This window comes from Occultella gossypii (genome assembly GCF_019947135.1).
GTDB classification, from domain to species: domain Bacteria; phylum Actinomycetota; class Actinomycetes; order Actinomycetales; family Beutenbergiaceae; genus Occultella; species Occultella gossypii.
The window spans coordinates 53,919-77,103 of sequence record NZ_JAGSHT010000005.1 but is presented as its reverse complement, the minus strand read 5'-3'; the positions used below and the strand labels follow the sequence as shown (position 1 = coordinate 77,103).

Below are 23,185 nucleotides of genomic sequence, written 5' to 3'. Positions count from 1 at the left end.
CTCAGTCCCGCCGAGACCTGCCCGTAGCGGCCTACCGCGCGGGTACCTGCCCGCCGTTGCGGCTCTCGGGGGGTGGCGCCGTCGAGGACCGCAGGATCAGCTTGGCCGGTCGCACCACGAGTTGCGGGGACTCGCTGTCGGCCTTCTCGCCCCGGATCCGCTCCAGCAGCATCTCGGCGGCGCGCTCACCCACCCAGGCGGCGGCACTGTCGACGGTCGTGAGCCCGATGCCGGGCAGCGATCCCGCGGTGATGTTGTCATGCCCGATGATCGACACGTCCCAGGGCACGCTCAGCGCCAGTTCGGCGCACGCGACGAGCCCGCCGAGGGCCATCACGTCGTTGGCGAAGTGCAGCGCGGTGGGCCGCGGTGCGCGCGCGAGCAGCTCGTGGGTGCCGAGCCGACCGTCCTCCATCATCGAGCCCACGGTGACCGTGACGGCCTCCGGAAGGTCCGCCGTCGCCGCCTCGAAGCCGTGCAGCCGGTCCAGGAACGGCTTGACCGTCGGGTTGCTCCCGACGTACCCGATCCGGGTATGGCCGAGGTCGCGCAGGTGCTTGACCGCGATCCCGGCGCCCTGGACGTTGTCGATCACCACCGTGTCCCAGATGAGCTCGGGCAGATCGCGGCTGGCGAGCACGGTCGGCAGGCCCAGTTCCTCGACGAACTCGAGGTCCTCGGAGCCGCCCTGGACCGAGGCCAGGACCAGGCCGTCGACGCGCCGCTGGACCATCGACCGGATGATCTCGATCTCCCGGCCGGTGTCGCGACCGGAGCTCCCGAGGATCAGGTTGTAGCCGCCGGCCTCGACGATCTCCTGCACGCTGGCGACGAGGTCGGGGAAGAACGGGTTCTTGATGTCGGCGATGACCAGGCCGATGGTCATCGAGGAACCCCTGGTCAGGCTGCGTGCGATCGGGTTCGGGTGGAAGTCGAGGTCGCGGATCGCGTCCTCGATCTTCGCCCGCGTCTTCGGCGCGACCGAGTAGCCCAGGGCCACGTTGAGGTACTTGGAGACGGTCGCCTTCGACACCCCGGCCCGCGCCGCGACGTCGTTGATCGTGGGCTTGCTGCTCACCCCAGCACCCCGCCACCGTTCAGGTGCAGCGTCTGTCCGTGGAACAGCGACGCGCCGGGGCCGACCAGGAACGTGACCGCCGGACCGATCTCCTCGGGCAGGCCGAGCCGACCGATGACGGAGTCGCGGGTGCGCGCGTGTACCCACTCAGGTGTGGCGTGCGGGGTCACCATCGGGGTGTCGATCGGCCCGGGTGCGATGGCGTTGACGCGCACGACGGGTCCGATCTCGCGGGCCAGCGCCCGGGTGAAACCGAGCAGCCCGGCCTTCGCGGTGCAGTAGGCGACGAAGTCGGTGGCTCCCTTGAAGGCGAGTTGCGAACTCACGTTCACGATGCGCCCCTCCCCTCGCTCCAGCATCCCCGGAACCACCTGGCGGGTGACGATGAAGACCCCGTCCATGTCGACGGACATGGTCCGGCGCCACTGGGCCAGGTCGGTGTCGACGAGTCGCCGTGACTCCATCCACCCCGCGTTGTTGACCAGGGTATCGATCGGACCCAGGTGATCCTGCGCGCGCGTCAGCGCGGCGGCGACCTCATCGGGATCCGTCACGTCCGCGGACACCGAGACGGTGCGGGCACCGAGAGCCTCCAGCTCACCGCAAAGGGCACGGGCCTGCTCGTCCTGACGCAGGTGGTGCACCACGATGTCGGCCCCTGCCCGGGCGAGGTCGCGGCAGATGGCCGCCCCGAGCGCACCCACCGCACCGGTGACCAGGGCCACCGACCCACCCAGCGGCGCCTCCGCCGTCGGGCCCGTTCGACCGCCGTCAGTCATCGCCTGCCCCCTACTCCGGGCGCGCTGAGTTCAGCGGCCGGCTCGTCGTCCACGAACGGTACAAGGCGGCCGGCGGACTGCGCCCGCAGGGCGCGTCGCCCGAGCATGGTCTCGTGGATCTCGCTGGTGCCGTCGAAGATCTGGGTCACCTTCGCGTCCCGGTGCATCCGGTTGACCGGCTCGTCGGTGACGATGCCGAGGGCGCCGTGGATCTGCATTGCCTCGTCGGTGGCCCGCCGGGCCGCGTCGGAGGAGAACATCTTCGCCATCGAGATGAGGTCCTGGTCGCCCCCGGTCCCGTCGGCGAACGAGCGTGCCGCCCGCTGGGTCAGCGCCCGGGCCGCGTGATAGTCGGTCGCGATGCGGCCGATCTTGCGCTGGATGATCGCCAGGTCGGCCAGCGGCCGCCCGAACGCGGCCCGTCCGTTCGCCCGCTCGAGGCTGGCGACCAGTGCTCCCCGGAGCAGCCCGCACGCGTAAGCGGCGGCGTCGATCCGGGCCATGTTGAGCCCGTCCATCATGCCGGCGAAGCCCTCCACGCCCAGCCTGTCGGTGGCGGGCACGGACACGTCGGTGAAGGTCAGCTCACCGTTGGGCATGCCCCGGAAGCCGGAGAGTTCCGGTCCCGGGCGGCCGGACGCGCCGGCGCTTGCCATGTCGACCACGAGCGCGACCATCGGCGCGTCCCGGTCGGTGGACCCGACCTTGGCGAGCACGATCGCGAAGTCGGCGACCGGGGCGAACCCGACCCAGCACTTGCCGCCGTTCAGGATGTACCGGTCCCCGTCGAGCTCGGCGACGGTGCTCATCCCGCGGATGTCGGTGCCGGCATGCGGTTCGGTGATCGCGAACGACCCGAACGTCCGCCCGGCCAGCGTGGGTTCGAGCCACCGGTCGACGAGGTGCGCCGGCGCATATTTGCCGAGCAGGTAGGTGGTCAGCCTCGTCCCGGCGATGGCGAGCGCGACCGCGGGCGAGTGGGCGGCGATGGCCTGCGACACCTCACAAGCCTCCTCGATCCTGGTCGCGTCCGGGCGACCGCCGGGGCCGGCGAGGATCCGCTGCAGGCCGAGGGCGGCGGCCGCCCCGACCAGCTCCGGCGGGATCGTCGCGTCGCGGTCGATCTCCTGCGCCCGCGGGGCGACGTCGGTGCGGATGAACTCTTCCAGCCCGCTGATCATGACGCACCATCCTCGTCCGGGTAGCAGTACAGGATGTGGGTCCCGACCAGGACGAGTTCCTCGCCCTGCCGGGTGGTCGCGCGCATCTCGGCGACGGCCTGGCGGCGCCCGGGATCGACGGACGCGATCGTGTACTCCACTCGGACCGTGTCCCCGAGGAACACCGGCCGGATGAACCGGACCCGGTCGTAGCCGTAGGAGACGGCCGTGACGTCGTGCTCGGTGCACAGCCGCGCCGCCGCGGTGGAGGTGAGCGCGAGCACGAGGGTGCCGTGCGCCATCCGCCGGCCCTGGGGGCGCTCGCGCATGTACTCCTCGTCGGTGTGTTGCGGCGCGAAGTCGCCGGTGATCCCGGCGAACAGGCCGACGTCCGCCTCGGTGACGGTCTTGCGGAAGACAACGGCCGAGCCGACGGCGGGGAGCCCGTCGCGCCGTCCGGTGGCACTCATGAGGTCACTCGCTCGGCCAACTGCTCGGCTCCGGCGCCGATGGCGCCCTTCGCCAGGAGTGCGTCGAGCTCGTCGGTGAGGCCGAGCTCGGCGATCAGCTCGCCGGTGTGCTCGCCTAGCAGCGGGGCAGGGCGGCGGGCCGGCAGCTGGGCGCCGTCGACCCTGATCGGGTTGCCGACCAGGTCGAGACGGCCCGCCTCGGGGTGGTCCACCTGGACGCGGCGCTCCGGCCAGGCGACCATCGGGTCGGCCATCATCGCCGGATAGTCGTTGACCGGGGCGCACCACACGCCCGCCGCGCTCAGCGCGTCCAGGCACGGGGCGGAGTCCATGGTCGCGACCAGTGCGCTCACGCGGGCATTCAGTTCTTCGCGGCGCTCGGTCGCGGCCTGCTTGTCCGGGAAGTCCGCGAGGAGGCCCGGCCGGCCGAGGCCCTCCGCCAGCGCCTCCATGGTCGTCAACGAGATCGCGACGAAGCCGTCGCGAGTGGCGTGGACGCCGTACGGGGCCTCGATGGATGCGCTGCCTGGCACCGTCGGCCGGACCGGCGCCGTGCCGGAGTTGATCGCGGTGACGACCTCCTGGGTGGTCTGGTGCAGCATGGCGCCGACCAGGTCCACCTCGATCAGCCGGCCGGTGCCCGTGCGGACCCGCTCCACGAGTGCCGAGGCAGCGCCGAGGGCGAGCATGGTGGCGGCGTGGACGTCGGCGACGAACGGGCCGGCGGGCGTCGGGTCGGCGTCGCGGGTCCCGGTCAGCCAGAGCGCACCGGTGCGGGCCTGGGCGAGCAGATCCTGGCCCGGCATCCGCTGGTCCGCGGCGTGCGGCCCGTACCCGGAGGCCGAGCAGTACACCAGCCGGGGGTTCAGGTCGTGGACCCGGTCCCAGCCCAGACCGAGGCGGTCCATCACGCCGGGCCGGAAGTTCTGCACGAGCACGTCCGCGCTCTCGATCAGGCGCAGGGCGACCCGCAGCCCGTCCGGGTCCTTGAGGTTCACGGCGACCGACCGCTTGTTCCGGTTCATCGCCAGGAACTGCGAGCTGTGGCCGTTCAGGAACGTGGTGCCGGACTGGCGGCCCCGCTCACCGCCGTCGACGGCCTCGACCTTGATCACATCGGCGCCGAGGTCGGCGAGCATCTCGGCTGCCCAGGGGCCCTGCATCATGTGGGCGAAGTCGAGGACGCGGATGCCCTCGAGGGGAAGGATGTTCGTCATGGAGGGCGTCCTCACGCGTCGATGAAGGTCGGCTGGCGCTTGGCGAGGAAGGCGCTGGTGCCCTCCTGCAGGTCGCGCGTGGGCAGGGTCTCGTCGATGAGGGCCTCCAGCGCACGACGGACCTTCGGCAGGCCGGTCGCCACGAGTTCCTCGTTGAGGAACCGCTTGGTCAGCCGCTGCGCCTGCGGGGAGCCGGCGCGGATCCGGGCGATGGTCCGCTCGATCTCGTCCTCCAGGTCCTCATCGGGGACCACCCGGTTGACGAGCCCGAACCGAGGCGCCTCGGCGGCGGGCACCCAGCCCATCTCGAACGCCATCTCGTTGGCCAGCTTGCGTCCGCTCTCGTGTGCCGCCACGCCGACCTGGACGGTGGGCCAGGCCCCGATGCGGCCCTCGGGCAGCGCGAACCTCGCGGACTCGGCCGCGATGGCCAGGTCGGAGACGAGCACGAGCTCGCAGCCGCCGCCGACCGCCAGCCCGTTGACCCCGGCGATGACCGGGTAGGGGTGGGTGGCGATGGCCTCCATTGTCCCGAGCAGGCCACCGATGAAGAAGTCGTGGGCTCGTTCGCGGGTGGTGTGCTGGGCGAACGTGGCGATGTCGTCGCCGGCGCAGAAGGCGCGGCCGGTGCCGGTCAGGACCACGGGCCCGGGTGCCTCGGCCGCCGCCTGGTGCAGTGCCGCCGTGATCCCGTGCCACCCGTCCATGTCCAGGGCGTTGAGCTTGCCCGGCCGGTCGATGATGATCCAGGCGGCATCGTCCCGGACCTCGAACTTCACATACATCTGCGACTGCTCCTCGTGTTGGCGGTGGCGGGCTTGGTCGGTGACGCTCACTTGATCGCGCCGGCGCCCCAGCCGGCGATCAGGTACTTCTGCAGGTACAGGAACGCGAGCAGCACGGGCAGACTGACCAGGGCCGCGGCGGCCATCAACAGCGGCCAGTCCTGCAGGCTGGCGTTCTGCAGATCGTGCAGGGCGACGGGCAGCGTCTTCATGTTCGTGTCCGTGATGAGCACCCGGGCGAACAGGTAGTCCTCCCAGGCGAGCAGGAAGGTGAACACCGAGACGGCGATGATGCCGGGGGTCGCCTGCGGCAGGACGACGTACCAGGCACTCTTGATCCGGTTCGCGCCGTCCAGGAACGCGGCCTCCTCGAGCTCCTTCGGGATGGAGTTGAAGAACGGGCGCAGCAGCCACATGCTGAACGGAACCCCGAACGAGGCGTACGCCAGGATCATGCCGCCGTAGGTGTTGATCAGACCCAGGTCGCGGAACAGTCCGTACAGCGGCACCACGACGACGATCGGGGCGAACGTGTACGCGTACAGGATCCCGGTGGTAAAGGCCTTGCTGCCGGGGAACTTGAAGCGGGTGAGCCCGTAGGCGGCCATCGCCGAGACCGCGATCGAGAGCAGCGTGGAGCCGATGGAGATGATCACGCTGTTCTTGGCGAAGGTGAGGAATCCGGTGCTCTCGATGAGCCGGACGTAGGCACCGAAGTCCGGCATCGTGGTGAAGAACCGCGGCGGGTTCGAGAACAGCTCGGTGCCGGGCTTCACCGACGTCAGGACCATCCAGTAGAACGGGAACAGGTTCACCGCCACCACGATGCCGATGCCGATGGCCAGGACGTACCGCGGCTGGGTGAGTCGCTTCAGGGTGCTCATTCGGTGTCCTCCGAGCGTCGGTGCAGGGTCTTGAGGTAGACCGTCGTGAAGACGACGAGCAGGACGAACATCACCATCGCCAGGCTCGCCCCGGCGCCGAGCCGGGACTCCCCGAAGATCGTCTGGAACGTCAGCAGCGGCAGCGTCCGGACCTCCTGGCCGGTCCCGGCGAAGAGATAGACGATGTCGAACTTCGTGAACATGAACATGAACCGCAGCAGTGCCAGGGTCAGCAGCACCGCGCTCAGCTCGGGCAGGATGATGTGCCAGAACCGGCGCCACGGGCCGGCGCCGTCGACCGTGGAGGCCTCGATCACGGACGGATCGACGGTCTGCAGCCGGGCCAGCACGCTGATCACCACGAACGGCGTGTACATCCAGACCGAGACCATCACCAGGGACGCGAAGATCCAGGTGGGGCTGAGCAGGTTCACCGCGTCCGCCCCGGGCACCACAGTCCGCACGATCCAGGAGTAGGCGCCGTTGTTGGGCTCGAGCAGCCAGCGCCACACCAGGGCGACGATGATCGCCGGGATCATGTAGGGCGCGATCGCGATGAGACGGACGACGCCGCGGCCGCGGAAGTTCTGGTGCATCAGCAGGGCCACGATGACGCCGAGGACGAGTTGGATCACCACGGTGAGGACCGCGTAGAGGAGGGTCGTCCGCAGGCTCTGCCAGAACTGCGGGGAGGCCGCGAGGTTGGCGAAGTTGCCTAGCCCGATGTCATTGATCCGGGGCAGGTACGCGTGGGCGTCGGTCAGGCTGAGCCGCGCCAGGTACACGATCGGCACGGCGATGACGCCGAGGACCAGGACGGCTGACGGGATGACCAGCAGCACGCCCCAGAACCACTGGGGCATGCGGGGCTTGCGCGCCGCCTTCAGCGGCGGACCGGTGCCGGTCTCGGCACGCGCGGGGGTGTCTGTGAGCATGGGAATCCTCGGGAGGGTCGGGAACGGTGGCGTTGCGGCCCTGGCCGGGCGGGGCGCCGGGTGGCGCCGGCCAGGGCCGCAACGGCGTTACTCAGTCCTGGTACTGCGGGGAGAGCAGCTCGTCGGCCCGCTGCTGCGCGGTGGCCGCGGCCTCGGCGGGATCGGCGCCGCTCTCGACGACTTCCATCACCATGTCGACGAGGATCGCCGAGCCGTACAGGTCGCTCAGATACGGCAGCGACATCTCGTCCGCACTGGTCACCATGAGCGGGTGTGCGCGCCCGGACTCCAGCGCCTCACGCTGTACGTCGATCCAGAAGTCCCACTCCTGCACCTCGGGCAGCGCCTGCCACTCCGGATCGTCGAACATCGACGGCATGACCGGCAGCAACTGGGTGGGCACGGTGCCGATCCAGCTGAGGTAGTTGTCGTGCTCGTAGAAGAACTTCAGGAAGTCGACGGTCGCGTCGGCGTCCGGTGAGTCCTTGAACACCACGAACGGCTCCGCGTCGAGCTGGGTGATCCAGTCGTCGCCGGAGGGGCCGATGGGACGCGGGCCGTAGACCCGGATGTCCTCCCCGGGCACCAGGTCCGGGGCCTGCTCCTGGAACGTGTACACCGCGCGGCCGAAGGAGTAGATCGTCGCCGCATCGCCGTTCGCGAGGCCGCTCAGGCTGTCCGCGTAGGCGGCGGAGGACCACTGCGGGGAGAGGATGCCGGTGTCCTTGAGTTCCTTCCAGTACTCCAGTACCTCGATCATCTCCGGGGTGTCGATCGTGACGTGGCCGTTCTCGTCGAAGAGGGTGCCGCCGTTCGAGCCGAGCCACAGGTACACCTCCTCGTTGACGTTGTGCGCGGCGGCGCCGGCGAGCAGCAGCGGGGAGACCCCGGGGTTGGCCTCGGCCACGGCGGACCACTGCGCGATCGACTCGTCCCAGGTGGTGACGTCCTCGGGAGTGCCGGCCTCGGGTGCGTTCGCGTACAGGTCGGCGCGGTAGGTCGTGGTGTCCGTGCCCCAGGCGTGCACCACGCCGTAGGTGTGGCCGTCCTCGAGCTCGAACATCTCCTGCAACTGCGGCAGGTAGTCGCCGTCGAAGGACTCGACGACCTCGTCGAGCGGGAGCAGCAGGTCCTGGCCGTACAGAGTGCGCACGAACATCGGCTCGACGTGGGTGATCTCGGGCAGGTCGCCGGCGGCCAGGGCAGCTTGGAACTTCACCTGCAGGTCGCCCCACCCGACGGTCTCCTGGATGATCTCGACGCCGGGGTTGGCCGCCTCGTACTCGTCGATGATCTCCTGCATCGCCTCGACGGTGATGGGCGTGGACTCGGTGTGCCACAGGTTGATCGTGGCGCTGCCGTCTCCTTCGTCGGTGCCGGGCGTGCCCGAGCCCGAACACGCCGTGAGTGCGGCGGTGGTCGCGATCGCCACCGTCGTTACCAAGCGGGCTTTCCTACGCATACGGCCTCCTTGCCGGGTTGGTTCCGGAGCATCCGCGATCGGCGCCAAGGGCGACGGTGATGCTCCGGTGCCCTCCATCACGGGAGTTCGGAGAGCGTTGTTCGCACACTCTCTAACACCGGTTTCCATATGTCAAGACACGAGCTCAGCCAGCGATTCCATTGGTTTGTGCCAGTTCTAGGGTTCGCACGGTGACGCAGGGTCGCGACTTGACACACAGGATGGAAACCGGTGTCATTCGTACGGACACCCTCAGCTGGAAGGACAGCCCATGCGAGCAGAGTTGCTCTCGGTCGATGACGCCGCGGCGTTGGTCAAGGACGGCGCCACCGTGGCGCTGGCCGCCAACGGCGGCGGGATGCTCGAGCCCACCGAGCTGATCGGTGCCATCGAGCGACGCTTCCTGGCGACGTCCTCCCCCCGCGCCCTGCACGTCGTGCACGCCCTCGGCGCCGGCGACCGCGCGTCCCGCGGCCTCAACGGCTTCGCCCATGAGGGGATGGTCCGGCGGGTCACCGGTGGGCACTGGACCTGGTCGCCGGCCATGATGCGCCTCGCCGCCGAGGAGAAGATCGAGGCGTACACGATGCCCGCCGGCGTCATCACGCACCTGCTGCGCGAGTCCGGTGCGCGCCGCCCGGGCCTGGTCACCCGGACCGGCCTGCACACCTTCGCCGATCCCCGGCTCAAGGGCTGCCGCGCGAACGCCAGCGCCCGCGACGACGTCGTCGAACTGCTCGAGCTGGACGGCACCGAGTACCTGCGCTACCGCCCGTTCCAGGTCGACGTTGCGATCATCCGCGGCACCGAGGTCGACGAGCGCGGGAACATCGGCGCCGACGCCGAGCCCGCGACCCTCGACGCGCTCGAGTGCGCCCAGGCGGCCCGGGGCTCGGGCGGGATCGTCATCGTCCAGGTCAAGCGCCGCACCACGGCGCCGCTGGACCCGCGCCGGGTGTTCATCCCGGCCGCGCTCGTGGACTACGTGGTGGTCGTTCCCGAGCAGCGCCAGACCTACCTCACCGAGGAGGACCACACCCTCTTCGACCCGGCACCGCCCGCGCCCGAGGGCGTGCCGGCCGGTTTCACCGACCCGATCCGCGCCGTCGTCGCCCGCAGGGCGGCCATGGAGGTCCGCGAGGGCGACGTGCTCAACCTCGGCTTCGGGATGAGCGCCGACGTCGGCGCAGTGCTACGGGAGGAGGGCCGCCTGCACGAGGTGACCCTCGCCGTCGAGCAGGGCCTCTACGACGGTGCCCCCGAGCTCGGTGACCTGTTCGGGATGTCCGTCGGGCCGTCCGCCCGGGTCAGTTCCGCGGTCCAGTTCGACTCCTTCGCGGCCGGCCTGATCGACGTGACCTGCCTGGGCATGGCGCAGGCCGACCGTCACGGCAACGTGAACGTGTCCGCGTTCGGCGGCAAGGTGATGGGCCCCGGCGGCTTCGTCGACATCAGCCAGTACGCGCGCACGTCCGTGTTCTGCGGCGCCTTCCGCGCGAAGGGCCTCCAGATCGAGCTGCTCGACGGCGGAGCCCGGGTCGTGCGGGAGGGTCAGGTCGCGAAGTTCGTCGCCGACGTCGACGACGTCACCTTCTCCGGGCGCCTCGCCGCCGAGGAGGGCCGGCGAGCCCTCTACGTCACCGAGCGGTGCGTCTTCGAGCTGACCCCGGACGGCCTCGCGCTGATCGAGGTCGCGCCCGGACTCGACCTCGAGCGCGACATCCTCGCGCACCTGCCCTGGCGCCCGATCATGCGGGACGTGCGCCCGATGCCCGCCGCGGCCTTCGCCCCCATCGACCCCATCCTCCTGGAGCAGCAATCGTGATCATCGAGCACAAGTCCGACCACGTCGTGGTGACCCTGGACCGTCCCGCCAAGCGCAACTCGATGGACCTGGACGCGTGGACCGGTCTGCGCGAGGCCATCGAGGCGGCGCCCGACGACGCGGCCAACCGGGCCGTGGTGATCCGCGGCGACGCCCGCTCGTTCTGCGCCGGCAACGACATCGACTCCATGCGCGACCTGGCCGGCCCGGACGCCGCGATCGAGTATTTCGTCGACGGCATGCTGCCGACTTTCGCCGCGATGGCCGCCTCTCCCCTGCCGATGATCACTGTGGTCGAGGGCGCCGCCCTCGGCGGCGGACTGGAGATCGTCGTGGTCAGCGACGTCGTGATCGCCGGCCCCGGCGCCACGTTCGGGCTGCCGGAGACCCGGATCGGAGCGTGGCCGACGGTCTTCCTCGCGGCGGTCCCGTCATCCTCCACCCGGCGCCTGGCCGCCCGGCTGGCGCTCGTCGGCGACACGATCGGCCCCGCCGAGGCGCTGCAGCACGACCTGGTCAGCTACGCCGTCGACGATGTCGACGCGACGCTCGAGCGGGTCCTGGCGGGCATCGGCGCGGCCGCACCCGACGCCACCGCCCGGAGCAAGCGATGGCTGAACCGCGAACTGCTCGCGAGCGGCATGCCGGACGCGGCCGCGGCGCTGACCGAGCTGTCTCGCGCGACCCTGCAGGGCACCGAGTTCGGGGAGCGGATGGCGGCGTTCCTCGAGGCACGGGCGGCGCGTCGGGCCGCTCTACGAGCAACTCGCCCCACCGCAACCAGCACACCCACCGTCTGAGCGCCCGCCCTCACGCCGCCCCTCACCCGGTTCCCCTGGCTCGAAATGTCGATCGATCCGTGCGGAACCCGCATCCTGCGTCAGGCGAACGGGCGCGTTCGTGACTCCCCTGACTCGAAGTGTCGATCAGTCCGTGCGCAACCCGCATCCTGCGTCAGCGGAACCAGCTGAGCGCGGCGCCGCCCAGGCAGGGCACCTAGCCCGCGGACCCGAGCGCCGTCCTGATGACGTCCTCGCGGTCGGCGAGCAGCGCCTCGGCCGCCGTCTTCCCGGTCGCGGCGAGGTAGGCGTCGACGAGCCGGTTGCCGGCGGAGTAGCCGGCGCCGGTCGGCAGGCCGACCGGGTCGGTGCCGTAGCGGCGGGCGTGGGCGTCACCGTGTACCCAGGCGGTGAAGTTCTGCATGCCCGTGATATCGAGACCGGTAACGGTCTTGGCGAACACGGCGTCGTCGGCCAGGCTGGCGAGCCCGATCCGGGTGTAGCCGAGGTCGCCGTACAGCTGCCGCGCGAAGGCGTCGGCGAGCCCTTCGGAGACGACGTGCTCGCCGACGGTCACCGTGGCGGGGTCCCAGACGCGGTTGGCGTAGCGCAGGTTGTGGTTGAGCTCGTGCACCGCCGTCGCCTCGATCCGGGCGAGGTTCTCCTCGCTGGGCCAGATGTTGAGCCACACGTACCCGGTGACGCTCCCGTTGCCACTCACCCCGAGGCTGACGTCCATGAAGAGTTCGTCGGCCGGGTTGCCGAGCACGATGAGGACGACGATCTCCTCCGGAACGGTGATGCCCGGCGTCGCCTCGAGCTGCAGCGAGAGGGCGGCGTCCAGCGCCGACTGCACGCGTCCCCACACGTCGGCGTCGGCCATACGGTCGAGAGCCGGGAGGTAGCGTGCGTCGTCGGTGTCGAGCCGGAAGCCGGCGCCGAGGTGGTGGAGCTCGACGACGTCCGGCTCCCCCGGGAAGTAGCGGTACATGCCCGCGGCCTCCGAGAGGAACGGACGAGCGGCCTCGGCACGCTCGGCGACCGGCAGGGCGAGAACCTCACGCATCGCGGTCAGACTGTCCAGAACGATGAATGTCATGTCGTCGACGCTAGACGTTGACGCGGCGGCAGAGTCAACTGCTTTGGCCCAGTCAGATCAGCCGTGCGGGACACCGGGCACCGAGGTCCCGCGCACGTCCTTCCGGTACTGCCCGGGCGACCGCCCGGTCACGCGCTTGAACGCGACACCCATGTACTCGCTGTGCCTGAACCCGAGCCGCTCGGCCACCTGAGGCAGTGTCAGGTCCGTGGTCGACAGCAGGTCCGCCACTCGTTCCATCCGAACCCGGGTGATCTCGGCATGGACGGTGCGACCGAGGATCCGCACGAAGCGTTGGTCGAGAGCCCGCCGCGACGAGCCCACCTGCCGTAGCACGTCACCCACGCTCACCTCGCCGTGCGCTCGATCCCTGACGAACCGCAGGGCCGCCACCACCTGCGGGTCGTCGACCGAGAGGATCTCCGACGACTGCCGTGCCACGATCCGAACCGGTGGGATGAGCCGCAGGCCAGGCTCCAGTACCTCGCCCGTCATCATCCGGTCGAGCATCGCCGCCGCGAGGTAGCCGGTACGTGTGGTGTCCGGCTGGATGCTCGACAGTGACGGCGATGTCAGCGTCGCGATCAGCTCGTCGTTGTCCACGCCGAGCACGGCCACCGCGTCCGGTACCGGGATGTCGGCCAGTCTGCAGGCTTCGAGGATCTCCTGCCCGGCGATGTCGTAGCAGCCCAGCACGCCCACTGGCTTCGGCAGGTCCTTGAGCCAGCGCGCCAGCCATTGCCGGTCCCGCGACCGCATCCCCGACCGTTGCATCGCGAAGACGTGCGCGTGCGCGCCCCGCTCCGCCACGTGGTGCATGAACCGCTCCCCGCGCGTGCGCGACCACCCGAACCGCTCGTCACCGCAGAACGCGAACTCGCGCAGACCCCGCTCGGCGAAGTGCTCCACCGCGATTCTGGCGATGTCGTCGTCGTCGGTCTCGGCGCCGGGCAGCTCCGGCACCAACCTCGCGGCCGAGAGATCCACTGTGGGCAGCCCCAGCTGCCGCACCAGGTCCGCGGTCTCGGTGTTCTCGACTCGCGCGATCAGCCCATCCCCCTGCCAGCCCTCCAGCCATGAGAAGTCGGTCTCGTTCCGGCTGTGTTCGGCCAGGTAGAGCGACCAACCGTGGTGCGCCCGCACATACGTCTGGATCCCGGCGAGCAGGCCACGTGCGTACGCGTTCGACGTCTCGATGAGCAGCGCCACCTGGCGCACCGGATGAGCGCCAGCAGTCATGCCAGAACTCTAAGGAACTCAGCTATATATCGCATCGCAACGGCCTGCACGCGCTCCCTAACATGAAGACAGACGGCAGCAGTCCCACCCAGCGACGACGTTCTCCAGCCATCCCGTGAACCTCCCGAATACTCCGACCGAGTAATTTTTCTCATGGGGACACATAATCCCTTGGGGTGCGCACCAGCGCCTCACCTGTCAGCAACGACGCGAACGGGAACCACATGACCACCACCACCTTGGAAGGCCGGCCACTCACGGCTTCGCCCGAACCGCCACGACGGCGCCCGGCCGGTCGACGTGCGATCGCCCCCTACCTCTTCCTGACACCTTGGCTCATCGGCCTGCTCGCGTTCGTGGTCGGGCCGATGATCGTCTCGCTGTATCTGTCCATGACGGACTACAACTTCCTGCAGGACCCCACGTTCGTGGGTTTCGAGAACTACGTCCGGATGTTCACCAGCGACCCTCGCTACCTCGCCTCGGTCGGTGTGACAGCGGTCTACGTGCTGGTCTCGGTACCCCTGCAGTTGGCCTTCGCCCTCGGACTGGCGCTCCTGCTCGATCGTGCCATCGCGGGCATCGCGATCTACCGCGCGGTCTTCTACCTGCCCTCGCTGATCGGCTCGAGCGTGGCGGTGGCGGTGCTCTGGCGCACGGTCTTCGGGGCCGACGGCCTGGTCAACTCCGCGCTCGGGTTGCTCGGGATCGAGTCCAGCCGCAGCTGGGTCGGCAACCCTGACACCGCACTCATGACGATCATCGCCCTCAACGTGTGGACCTTCGGGTCACCGATGATCATCTTCCTCGCCGGCCTGCGCCAGATCCCGCGCTCCTACTACGAGGCCGCGGAGGTCGACGGCGCCGGCCCGATCCGGCGGTTCCTCAACATCACGGTCCCCCTGCTGACGCCGATCGTCTTCTTCAACCTGATCCTGCAGACGATCTACGCCTTCCAGGCGTTCGTGCCCGCCTACATCGTCAGCAACGGCTCCGGTGGGCCGGCCGACTCCACGCTGTTCTACACGCTCTACCTGTACCAGCAGGGCTTCACGAGCTTCCAGATGGGATACGCCTCGGCGATGGCGTGGGTGCTGCTGGTCGTCATCGCGATCGTCACCGGCATCAACTTCCTGCTCTCCAGGTACTGGGTCTTCTACGGGGACGGTGACCGATGAGCGCCGCCGACCTCGCCGACGCCCCGCGGCGCCAGACCTCGCGCGTCCGCCGCGTCGCGATGCACGTGCTGCTGATCCTGCTCGCCCTCGGGATGCTCTACCCGCTGCTGTGGATGATCGTCAGCTCGTTGCGTGACAACTCCGCGATCTTCAGCGACGCTTCGCTCGCCCTGCGCAACCTCAGCCTCGACAACTACGCCCGCGGCTGGGACGCCCAGCAGAACTCCTTCGCCACCTACTTCGGCAACAGCTTCCTGATCACCGGGCTCGCGATCGTCGCGAACATCGCCGCCTGCTCCCTGACCGCCTATGCCTTCGCCCGGATGACGTTCCGCCTGAAGGCGTTCTTCATGGCGATCCTGCTCGGCACGATCATGCTGCCCGAGCACGTGACGATCGTGCCCCAGTACGTGCTCTTCTCCGAGCTCGGCTGGCTCAACACGTTCCTGCCCCTGACGGTGCCGAAGTTCTTCGCCACCGAAGCGTTCTTCGTCTTCCTCATCGTGCAGTTCATGCGCGGCATCCCGCGCGACATCGACGAGGCGGCCGCACTCGACGGCTGCGGCCCGTTCCAGACCTACTCGCGCATCATGCTGCCGCTCATCACACCGGCGCTCGCGACAACGGCGATCTTCTCCTTCATCTGGACGTGGAACGACTTCTTCCGCCCGCTGATCTTCCTCACCGACAACAGCCTGTTCACCGTCCCGCTGGCGGTACGACTGTTCGCCGACATCGGCGGAACCGACTGGGGCGCCCTGTTCGCGATGTCGGTGCTCTCACTGCTGCCGATCTTCATCTTCTTCGTCTTCGGTCAGCGCTACCTCATCCGCGGCATCGCGACCACGGGACTGAAGTGATGGCGGCGGAGAAGGTGCGCGTCGCCGTCGTCGGCGCCGGGGCGTTCGGGCAGGCCCACCTGCGGGCCTACGCCGAACTCGAGCGGGCCGACGTCGTCTGGGTGTGCGACCCGGACGTCGACGCAGCCCGACGGGCGGCGGCCGAGTTCGACGTCCCGAACGTTGCCTCCGATCTGGAGAACGTGCTGGCCGACGACGGCGTCCACCTGGTCGACCTCGTCACTCCGGTCGCGCTGCACGCCCCGCAGGCGACGGCAGCGCTCGAGGCCGGTCGCTCGGTGGTGTGTGAGAAGCCGATGGCGCTCGACCTGACGGAGGCGCTCGCGCTCGCCGACGTCGCCGCGTCCTCGGCCGGTGAACTGCTGGTCAAGTACCACCAGCGGTTCGACCCCGTCCACGAACGGATGCGGGATCTTCTCGCCGAGGGTACCCACGGCACTGGGCTGGTCGCCCACATCGAGATCCTCGGCGACCACCTCGCCGCCCTACGCTCCCGCGAGCACTGGCGCGGCGACCCGCTCCTGACCGGCGGCGGCTGCCTCTTCGAGTCGGGCTCGCACCTCATCGACCTTGCCCACTTCTGGTTCGGGCCCGCTGCTCGGGTGACCGCGACCACCCACCAGCTCGCGGCCGCCAACCCCGACAAGGGCGAGGACACCGCCACCCTCGTCGTCCAGTTCGTGAACGGCGCCGTCGTGACCCTCGTCGGGTTCTGGGGTGCGCCGGGATGGGACTGGCGCAAGGAGGTCTTCACCTCCCACCAGGCGCGGCTCTCGGTCGAGACCGGCGCCAGCAACGCTCTCAGGCTGCGCGGCGGTGACGGAACCGACCAGGTGCTCGCCGTCGAGGAGGACTGGTTCGCCCGTTCCGTGCGCCGCTCGCTGGCCCACGCGCTCGCCTGCGCGGCCGGCGACGTTCGCCCGCAGGTCAGTGTCGACGACGCACTCGCCTCGATGCGCACCCTCGACGCGGCCTACCGCTCGGCACGAGAGGGGCGGACCGTTGAACTGGCGTGAAGCAACCGTCGCAGACCTGCTCCGGGGGTCCACCGGTGGCAGACCGGAGCCGACGGTCGCGCGCCGCCGGCGGCGCTCCGCCCGTCCCGCCGTCGCCCGCACGCCGTTCGGCGAGCGGCTGCTCGACGGCGCCCGGACCGTTGCGCTGCTCGCTGCGGTCAGCATGACCGTTCTGACGCTCGCAGCCGGCGTGGTCACGCTGCTACCCGGCCTCGCCGCCGGGTCGCGCCTGCTCGCCGAGGACCGCGCCGGTCGCCCGGTCCGCCCGGTCCAAGACACGCTCACGCTCGTTCGACGAACGGCGTTGGCCTCCTGGCCGATCAGCGCCGCCGTCGCACTCGGTCTCGTCGCAGCGGCAACCAACCTCCTCTTCCTCGGACAGCGGCCGAGCAACCTCGCCGCCGCGCTCGTCGCCGTCAATCTGGCCGCCGTCGCGCTCGGTGGCTGGTGGACCGCCGCCTGCGTCCGCGAACTCGCGGACGAACCCATGCTCACCCGAGCCGCCCTGATCCGCCGCGCAACCACCCGGGCCCTGAGCTTCGGCCGCTGGCACGTGGCGGTCGCGCTCGCCGCGGTCGTCGGTATCGGGCTCGTACTGATCAGTCCGCTCCTCGCCGCGCTCTTCAGCCCCGCACTCGTCCTGCTCGCCGGCCGGCTCGCCGACCCCACGCCCATCCCGCCCTCCCGAGAGGTGAATCCGTGACCACCCCCATCCGCCTGGCGTTCCTCGGCGTGACCCATCCCCACGCCGCCGCCTGGGCCGACGCCGCCCGCGCCGACCCGCGCACGACGATCACCGCCGTCCATGACGCGGACCCCGACGCCGGACGCACCTTCGCGGCCCGGTATGACGCCACCGCCGTGGCGTCCATGACCCGCGCTCTCCGCGAGGTAGACGCCGTCGTCGTCGACGGCCGCAACGACGAGGCGGTCCCGTATGCGCTTGCCGCTATCGACGCCGGTCTGCCGGTCTTCGTCGAGAAAACGGGCGCACGGACCGCGGCCGAACTCGCCGAGGTCGGGGCGCGTGCGCAGGAAGCCGGTCTCGTCAGCCAGATGGGCTATTTCGCCCGCTACTCCGACTCCGTCGAGCGCACCGCGCGGACGCTCGCCGATGGCACGCTCGGAGCGCTCTACCTGGCTCGGTTCCACTCCGCGATCCCCCATCAGGCGTGGCGCTCGATGGCGCACTGGTTCGCCGACGGCACCAACGTGGTCACGCCGTTCATGGAGGCGGGCTGCCACATGGTCGACGTCATCCGGCACCTGCTCGGTGAGCCCAGCGACATCCGCGCCACCCGCGTCCGTCGACCCGGCACCAGCAGTCCGGGTGAGGACGCGCTCGCCGCGACGATGCGGATCGGCGAGACCGTCGTCACCATCGACTTCACCGCTCACGAAGCCGACCCATGGAACACCGGCTGGGGCGGCGAGCTCTTCGGCGACGCTGCCACCCTCCGCTTCCATGTCACCCCTGCCCGCACGGCTCTCGGCACCGGGACACACGTCCCGGACGTGATCTCCCCCGTGGCGCCCGACGACGCAGACGCCATCGCGGCATGCATGGCCGCCGAGAACGTCGAGCTGATGCGGCGCGGGATGACGGCATTCATCGACTCCGTGCATGGCACCGCCCCGAGCCCGGTCGACGTCGCCGACGGCGCCCGCACGCTCGCCGTCATCGAGGCGGTCCTGGCCGCCTGCGATCTCCCTGGGACCACCCCAGCGGTCCACCCCACGTCCGCCTCAGCCGTCGCCCGATGACCTGATCGCCGGCGGCACAACACCACCCCCGCATCACCCGACCAGGTCGCGACGACGCGACCTTCCGAGAGGAACGACCATGATCAGCAGAAGACTCCTGCTCCGCTCCACCGGCGTTGCGTTCGGCGCCGCCGCGATCGGCGCCACCGCCGCCTGCGGGCAAGGCGGCGGCAACACCGGCCCCGAGGACGACGACGCACCCAAGGACATGCGCTTCGCCTGGTGGGGGCATGAGGAGATGAACCGCACCACCACCGAGGCGATCGAGCTCTACAACAGCCGGTCGGAGAACGTCACCATCACCGGCGAGAACGCGTCCTGGGATGACTTCTGGGACCGGATGGCGACCCAGATCGCGGGCGACAACGGCCCGGACGCGATGCAGATGTCGAACCAGATGATCGTCGACTACGCGCAGCGCGGTGCGCTGCTCGATCTCGAGGAGTACATCGGCGACGTCATCGACACCAGCACCTGGAACACGGATCTGCAGTCCTATGGCGTGATCGACGGCATCCGCGCCGGCGTCCCGATCAGCACCGACGGCTTCACGGTGCTGGCCGATCGCGACCAGGTCGAGGAACTCGGACTGTCACTGCCCGAGGAGGGCTGGACCTGGGACGACCTGGCCGAGCTCGCCCTGACGATCCGCGAGGGAGGTGGCGGGGACCTGTACGGCATGTCCGACGGCTCCGGGCGCTACGAGCTGCTCGAGCCCTGGGTACGCGGCCGCGGCAAGCGGTTCTTCAACGCCGAGGACAGCCCGGTCACGCTCGGTTTCGAGAAGGAGGACCTCGCCGAGTTCTGGGAGTGGTGGGCGACGATGCGTGCCGACGGCGGCTGCGTCACCCCCGACATCGAGGCCGAGAACCTCAGCCACGAGACCAGTCCGCTCGTGGGTGGCCGCGCGCCGCTCTACTTCACGACGACGAGCGAGCTCACCGGTGTCCGAGCGTTGATGGAGTCGTCGATCCAGGCGTTGCCGATGCCCGACACCGCGGGCGGCTCCAAGCCGGCGAACTTCGTGCGGCCGAACCTCTTCATGAGCGCCTGGGCCGGCACGCCGTACCCGACCGAGTGCGCGCGGTTCCTCAACTTCTGGATCAACGACCCGGAAGCGGTGGAGGTCATCGGCAACTCGCGCGGCGTGCCGCCGAGCCCGGAGGCCGCGGCCCTGGTCGAGGACGAGCCCGACCCCTCGGGCCTGCGGACACCGTCGGAGTACCTCGCGCTCATCACCGAGATCGGCTCGCCGATGGACTACCTGACACCGCGCTCCGGCCGTGACGTCTACCAACTCCTCGGCCGTATCGCCGAGGAGGTCCGCTTCGGTCAGACCGACATCCCGACGGCGGTCGACAGCTTCTTCGACCAGGCCGCCTCGACGCTCGCCTGACCTCACACCCAGCACCACCAATCCACAAGGAGAAACATGCGCTTCAGCAACAAGGTCGCCGTCGTCACCGGTGGCGGCGCCGGCATCGGCCGACAGACCGTCAACATCCTGGCCGCCGAAGGAGCGATCGTCGTCGTCGCCGACTATGACGCCGAGCGCGCGGAGCAGGCGCGCGCGGCCGCGCTCGAACTCGGCGCGCCGGACGCGGCCGCAATCCAGCTCGACATCGCGTCGGAGGAGGACGCGATCGCGCTGGCGACGCTGTGCCGGGACCGGTTCGGCGGGGTCGACGTCCTCGTCAACAACGCGGCGGCGCGGGTCTACGGGCCGGTGACCGAGGCCACCCTCGAGTCCTGGAAGTTCATCACCGACGTCAACCTGATCGGCCCGGGGCTGACCTGCAAGCACCTCATCCCGCTGATGGCCGGTCGCGGTGCGTCGATCGTGAACATCTCGTCGGCGAACGGGATCGTCGGGCGACCGGGAATGGCGCAGTACGACGCGACCAAGGCGGGCGTGCTGGGCCTCACCCGCTCGCTCGCCTGCGACCATGCCGACGAGGGCATCCGGGTCAACGCCATCCTGCCGGGGCCGACGCTGACCGACTTCCACAAGGACCGCGCAGCCGAGGCCGGCCGCGAGATCGACCCGACCATCACCGAGCCCCACGAGGGCGGTCCGGGCGTGCTGCGCCGTCAGGGCAGGCCCGAGGAGATCGCCCACGCGGTCGCGTTCCTCGCGAGCGACCACGCCTCCTACATCACCGGAGCATGCCTGTCGGTCGACGGCGGGCTCGCTGCGCTCTCCGGCAGGCTCGGATGAGCGACTCCGGTTCGTCGACGGCGGCACTCGGGGGCATCCCATGACGCTTCGTGTCGCGCTGGTCGGGCTCGGGTTCGGCGCCGAGTTCATCCCGATCTACCAGGCGCACCCCGACGCCGAACTCGTCGCGATCTGCCAGCGTGACCAGGGCAAGCTCGACGCGATCGGGGATGCCTTCGGCGTCGAGCGGCGGTACACCTCCTACGAGGAGCTGCTGCGCGATGAGGAGATCGACGCCGTCCATCTCAACACGCCCATCCCCCTGCACGCCGATCAGTCGGTGGCCGCGCTGGAGGCCGGCAAGCACGTGGCCTGTACGGTCCCCATGGCGACCGCGGTGGAGGACTGCGCCCGGGTGGTCGCCGCCGCCGACGCGAGCAGGCGGAGCTACATGATGATGGAGACCGTCGTCTACTCGCGCGAGTTCCTGCACGTCCAGCAGCTCTATCGCGATGGCGAACTCGGGCGCCTGCAGTTCCTGCGAGGGGCGCACCACCAGGATATGACGGGCTGGCCGGACTACTGGGAGGGCCTGCCACCGATGCACTACGCCACGCACGCCGTCGGGCCCCTGCTGGCCCTGGCCGGCGCACCCGCGGACACGGTGACGTGCGTCGGGTCCGGACGGATCCCGGATGACCTGCAGGGCCGGTACGGGTCACCGTTCGCGGTCGAGAGCGCGCACATCACCGTCCGGGACAGCGACCTCGCCGCCGAGGCGAGCCGGTCACTGTTCGCGACGGCCCGCGAATACGTGGAGAGCTTCGATGTGTACGGCTCGCTCGCGTCGTTCGAGTGGGCCCAGACCGAGGCGAGCGAGCCGGTGCTCTTCCGCGGGGAGGAGGCGTCCGCGCTGACCGTGCCGGACTACGCCCACCTCCTGCCCGACGAGATCCGGGCGTACACCACGCGCGGTGTATACGATGCCGAGAATGCGCACCTCTCGTTCGCGCAAGGCAGCGGCCATGGCGGCTCACACCCGCACCTCGTCCACGAGTTCGTGCGGAGCCTGGTTGAGGGACGGGCACCGTCGGTCGACGCTCGAACGGCGGCGAACTGGACGTCGGTCGGCCTGCTGGCCCACGAGTCGGCGATGCAGGGCGGCGCGACCCTCGCGCTGCCTCGGTTCTAGGCAGCGAACACGCCTGCCGTGAGCGCTCGGGCCGGGGCGGGGTCCGAGCCGGCGGTCCACCCCGAGCGACCCCGGATCGGGGGCGCCGGCCTGCTGCGCCAACCGGTCCGGCAGCAGAGCCTGCGGCACTCCAACCTCGCGCTCGTCGCCTCGCACATCTTCACGGCCGATGAGCCGGTGTCGCGCGCGCAGATCGTCGACACGAGCGGGCTGACGCGGGCCACGGTGTCGCGCCTGGTCGAGGTGCTGCTCACCGCTGCCGTGGTGGAGGAGCGAGAGCGGGTGCCGACGCGGGGCGCGGGACGGCCGGTGCGGCCGCTCGCTCCCGCGGCCGGTACGCACGTCGCGCTCGGGCTCGAGGTCAACACGACGAGCCTCGGCGGGTGTCTGGTGGACCTGGCCGGGAACGTGGTGGCCGAGCGCGTCGTCGACGGCGACTACTTCGCCAGCGACCCGTGCGCGGTGCTCGCCGAACTGATGACGCTCGCCGAAGAACTGCTGACTGGTCCGCCGGCTCGCGGGCGCTGGCATGTGGGCTCGCACGTGTCCCTGCCCGGCGCGGTCAACAAGGGAACGATCGTCGTGGCACGCAACCTCGGCTGGCACGACGTCGACATCCTCGGTCGTCTGGGCGAGGACTCTCGGCTGGGCGCACGACCGCTCCGGCTCGGCTCGGTCGGCCCGATGTCGGCGCTCGCCGAGAGCCGCTACCGGGAGACCTCTCAGGGTGGCGGCTCATTCGCGTGGGTGTCGGGCGACAACAGCATCGGGTCCTCGATCATCGTCGACGGGCAGCTCGTCACCGACGCGAAGGGCTGGGACGGAAACGTCGGCTGGATCCCCGTCGGAGGCACCGTCGTCGGTGGACGGGCGCTCGAGCGGCACCCCCTCGACGAATACGTCGGACGACGTGCGCTGCTCCGGCGCGCCGGGCTCCCGACGACGACAACCATCGACAGGCTCACCGACATCGCCCACGCCGGGACCGAACCCGCCCTCCACACGGCGCTCGCCGACGCCGGCGCGGCCCTCGGCGAAGTGGTCGCGACGATGATGACACTGGTCAGCACCCCAGTCGTCGTCTTCGGCGACACCCTCGCCGCCATCCTGCCGTTCGTCGGCGAGCAGGTCGACGCGGCACTACGGCAGCGTCTCCCGGCAGGCCACGTCGTGCGACCGCGGCTCGAGGCATCGATCACGTCGTCCCATGCCGCCATGCGCGGTGGCGCGCTCAGCATCCTCGAAGAGGCGCTCGCCGACACGGAACGATGGCTGGTCAAGCCTGGTGTCCTGAGCGGTTGACCG

The 23,185-nt window shown here is 70.1% G+C and carries 22 protein-coding genes; 11 read left to right on the top strand and 11 right to left on the bottom strand.

The annotated features are described in order from the left end of the window. Positions 1-31: 31 nt before the first annotated feature. The 9 genes from KCQ71_RS05145 to KCQ71_RS05105 all read right to left on the bottom strand — a co-directional run bounded on the left by KCQ71_RS05145 (position 32) and on the right by KCQ71_RS05105 (position 8,770). Entirely contained in the window at positions 32-1,078 is a 1,047-nt protein-coding gene (locus tag KCQ71_RS05145; protein ID WP_223403548.1) for a LacI family DNA-binding transcriptional regulator, read from the bottom strand. Then, positions 1,075-1,857: an SDR family NAD(P)-dependent oxidoreductase gene (locus KCQ71_RS05140; protein WP_223403546.1), complete on the bottom strand. Its 783-nt coding sequence runs from the start codon at positions 1,855-1,857 to the stop codon at positions 1,075-1,077. The genes KCQ71_RS05145 and KCQ71_RS05140 overlap by 4 nt, the downstream gene beginning before the upstream one ends. After that, positions 1,854-3,038: an acyl-CoA dehydrogenase family protein gene (locus KCQ71_RS05135; protein WP_223403544.1), complete on the bottom strand. Its 1,185-nt coding sequence runs from the start codon at positions 3,036-3,038 to the stop codon at positions 1,854-1,856. The genes KCQ71_RS05140 and KCQ71_RS05135 overlap by 4 nt, the downstream gene beginning before the upstream one ends. Next, entirely contained in the window at positions 3,035-3,487 is a 453-nt protein-coding gene (locus KCQ71_RS05130; protein WP_223403542.1) for a MaoC family dehydratase, read from the bottom strand. Before KCQ71_RS05130 ends, KCQ71_RS05135 begins: the two co-directional genes overlap by 4 nt. Further along, the gene (locus tag KCQ71_RS05125) at positions 3,484-4,704 is read right to left on the bottom strand and encodes a CaiB/BaiF CoA transferase family protein (protein WP_223403540.1); all 1,221 of its coding nucleotides are present in this window, start codon (positions 4,702-4,704) and stop codon (positions 3,484-3,486) included. The genes KCQ71_RS05130 and KCQ71_RS05125 overlap by 4 nt, the downstream gene beginning before the upstream one ends. An 11-nt stretch (positions 4,705-4,715) precedes the next feature. After that, positions 4,716-5,489: an enoyl-CoA hydratase/isomerase family protein gene (locus tag KCQ71_RS05120; protein ID WP_223403538.1), complete on the bottom strand. Its 774-nt coding sequence runs from the start codon at positions 5,487-5,489 to the stop codon at positions 4,716-4,718. Between the two features lie 47 nt (positions 5,490-5,536). Next, positions 5,537-6,373, bottom strand: a complete 837-nt coding sequence (locus tag KCQ71_RS05115) for a carbohydrate ABC transporter permease (RefSeq protein WP_223403536.1) — start codon at positions 6,371-6,373, stop codon at positions 5,537-5,539. Further along, entirely contained in the window at positions 6,370-7,308 is a 939-nt protein-coding gene (locus KCQ71_RS05110) for a carbohydrate ABC transporter permease (protein WP_223403534.1), read from the bottom strand. The genes KCQ71_RS05115 and KCQ71_RS05110 overlap by 4 nt, the downstream gene beginning before the upstream one ends. Positions 7,309-7,399: 91 nt before the next feature. After that, positions 7,400-8,770: an ABC transporter substrate-binding protein gene (locus tag KCQ71_RS05105; protein WP_223403532.1), complete on the bottom strand. Its 1,371-nt coding sequence runs from the start codon at positions 8,768-8,770 to the stop codon at positions 7,400-7,402. 271 nt (positions 8,771-9,041) lie between these two features. On the opposite strand from KCQ71_RS05105, the gene KCQ71_RS05100 reads away from it, so the two are divergent. Both KCQ71_RS05100 and KCQ71_RS05095 read left to right on the top strand, forming a co-directional pair. Next, positions 9,042-10,595, top strand: a complete 1,554-nt coding sequence (locus KCQ71_RS05100; RefSeq protein ID WP_223403530.1) for an acyl CoA:acetate/3-ketoacid CoA transferase — start codon at positions 9,042-9,044, stop codon at positions 10,593-10,595. Beyond that, a complete protein-coding gene (locus KCQ71_RS05095; protein WP_223403528.1) occupies positions 10,592-11,395 on the top strand; it encodes an enoyl-CoA hydratase/isomerase family protein in 804 nt (267 codons plus the stop codon). The genes KCQ71_RS05100 and KCQ71_RS05095 overlap by 4 nt, the downstream gene beginning before the upstream one ends. Before the next feature lie 196 nt (positions 11,396-11,591). On the opposite strand, the gene KCQ71_RS05090 is transcribed toward KCQ71_RS05095, so the two are convergent. After that, entirely contained in the window at positions 11,592-12,473 is an 882-nt protein-coding gene (locus KCQ71_RS05090; protein ID WP_223403526.1) for a DUF2268 domain-containing putative Zn-dependent protease, read from the bottom strand. A 57-nt stretch (positions 12,474-12,530) separates the two neighbouring features. Then, entirely contained in the window at positions 12,531-13,712 is a 1,182-nt protein-coding gene (locus KCQ71_RS05085; RefSeq protein WP_223403525.1) for a XylR family transcriptional regulator, read from the bottom strand. Between the two features lie 224 nt (positions 13,713-13,936). On the opposite strand from KCQ71_RS05085, the gene KCQ71_RS05080 reads away from it, so the two are divergent. From KCQ71_RS05080 to KCQ71_RS05040, 9 genes are all read left to right on the top strand, one after another. Further along, positions 13,937-14,890, top strand: a complete 954-nt coding sequence (locus KCQ71_RS05080; protein ID WP_223403523.1) for a carbohydrate ABC transporter permease — start codon at positions 13,937-13,939, stop codon at positions 14,888-14,890. Beyond that, positions 14,887-15,750 (top strand): carbohydrate ABC transporter permease, encoded by an 864-nt coding sequence (locus KCQ71_RS05075; RefSeq protein ID WP_223403520.1) that lies wholly within the window; start codon positions 14,887-14,889, stop codon positions 15,748-15,750. The genes KCQ71_RS05080 and KCQ71_RS05075 overlap by 4 nt, the downstream gene beginning before the upstream one ends. Then, complete coding sequence (locus KCQ71_RS05070) at positions 15,750-16,766, top strand: Gfo/Idh/MocA family protein (protein WP_223403518.1); 1,017 nt, start codon at positions 15,750-15,752, stop codon at positions 16,764-16,766. The genes KCQ71_RS05075 and KCQ71_RS05070 overlap by 1 nt, the downstream gene beginning before the upstream one ends. Continuing rightward, positions 16,753-17,469 carry a hypothetical protein gene (locus KCQ71_RS05065; RefSeq protein ID WP_223403516.1) on the top strand — a complete coding sequence of 239 codons (717 nt, stop codon included), beginning with the start codon at positions 16,753-16,755 and terminating at the stop codon, positions 17,467-17,469. Before KCQ71_RS05070 ends, KCQ71_RS05065 begins: the two co-directional genes overlap by 14 nt. Continuing rightward, positions 17,466-18,530 carry a Gfo/Idh/MocA family protein gene (locus KCQ71_RS05060; RefSeq protein ID WP_223403514.1) on the top strand — a complete coding sequence of 355 codons (1,065 nt, stop codon included), beginning with the start codon at positions 17,466-17,468 and terminating at the stop codon, positions 18,528-18,530. The genes KCQ71_RS05065 and KCQ71_RS05060 overlap by 4 nt, the downstream gene beginning before the upstream one ends. Positions 18,531-18,609: 79 nt before the next feature. Next, positions 18,610-19,926 carry an ABC transporter substrate-binding protein gene (locus tag KCQ71_RS05055; RefSeq protein WP_223403512.1) on the top strand — a complete coding sequence of 439 codons (1,317 nt, stop codon included), beginning with the start codon at positions 18,610-18,612 and terminating at the stop codon, positions 19,924-19,926. A 36-nt stretch (positions 19,927-19,962) separates the two neighbouring features. Continuing rightward, on the top strand, positions 19,963-20,748 hold the full coding sequence (locus tag KCQ71_RS05050) for an SDR family NAD(P)-dependent oxidoreductase (protein WP_223403509.1): 786 nt from the start codon (positions 19,963-19,965) through the stop codon (positions 20,746-20,748). A gap of 40 nt (positions 20,749-20,788) precedes the next feature. Continuing rightward, complete coding sequence (locus KCQ71_RS05045; RefSeq protein WP_223403507.1) at positions 20,789-21,880, top strand: Gfo/Idh/MocA family protein; 1,092 nt, start codon at positions 20,789-20,791, stop codon at positions 21,878-21,880. An 18-nt stretch (positions 21,881-21,898) separates the two neighbouring features. Beyond that, complete coding sequence (locus KCQ71_RS05040; protein ID WP_223403505.1) at positions 21,899-23,182, top strand: ROK family protein; 1,284 nt, start codon at positions 21,899-21,901, stop codon at positions 23,180-23,182. Positions 23,183-23,185 lie beyond the last annotated feature (3 nt).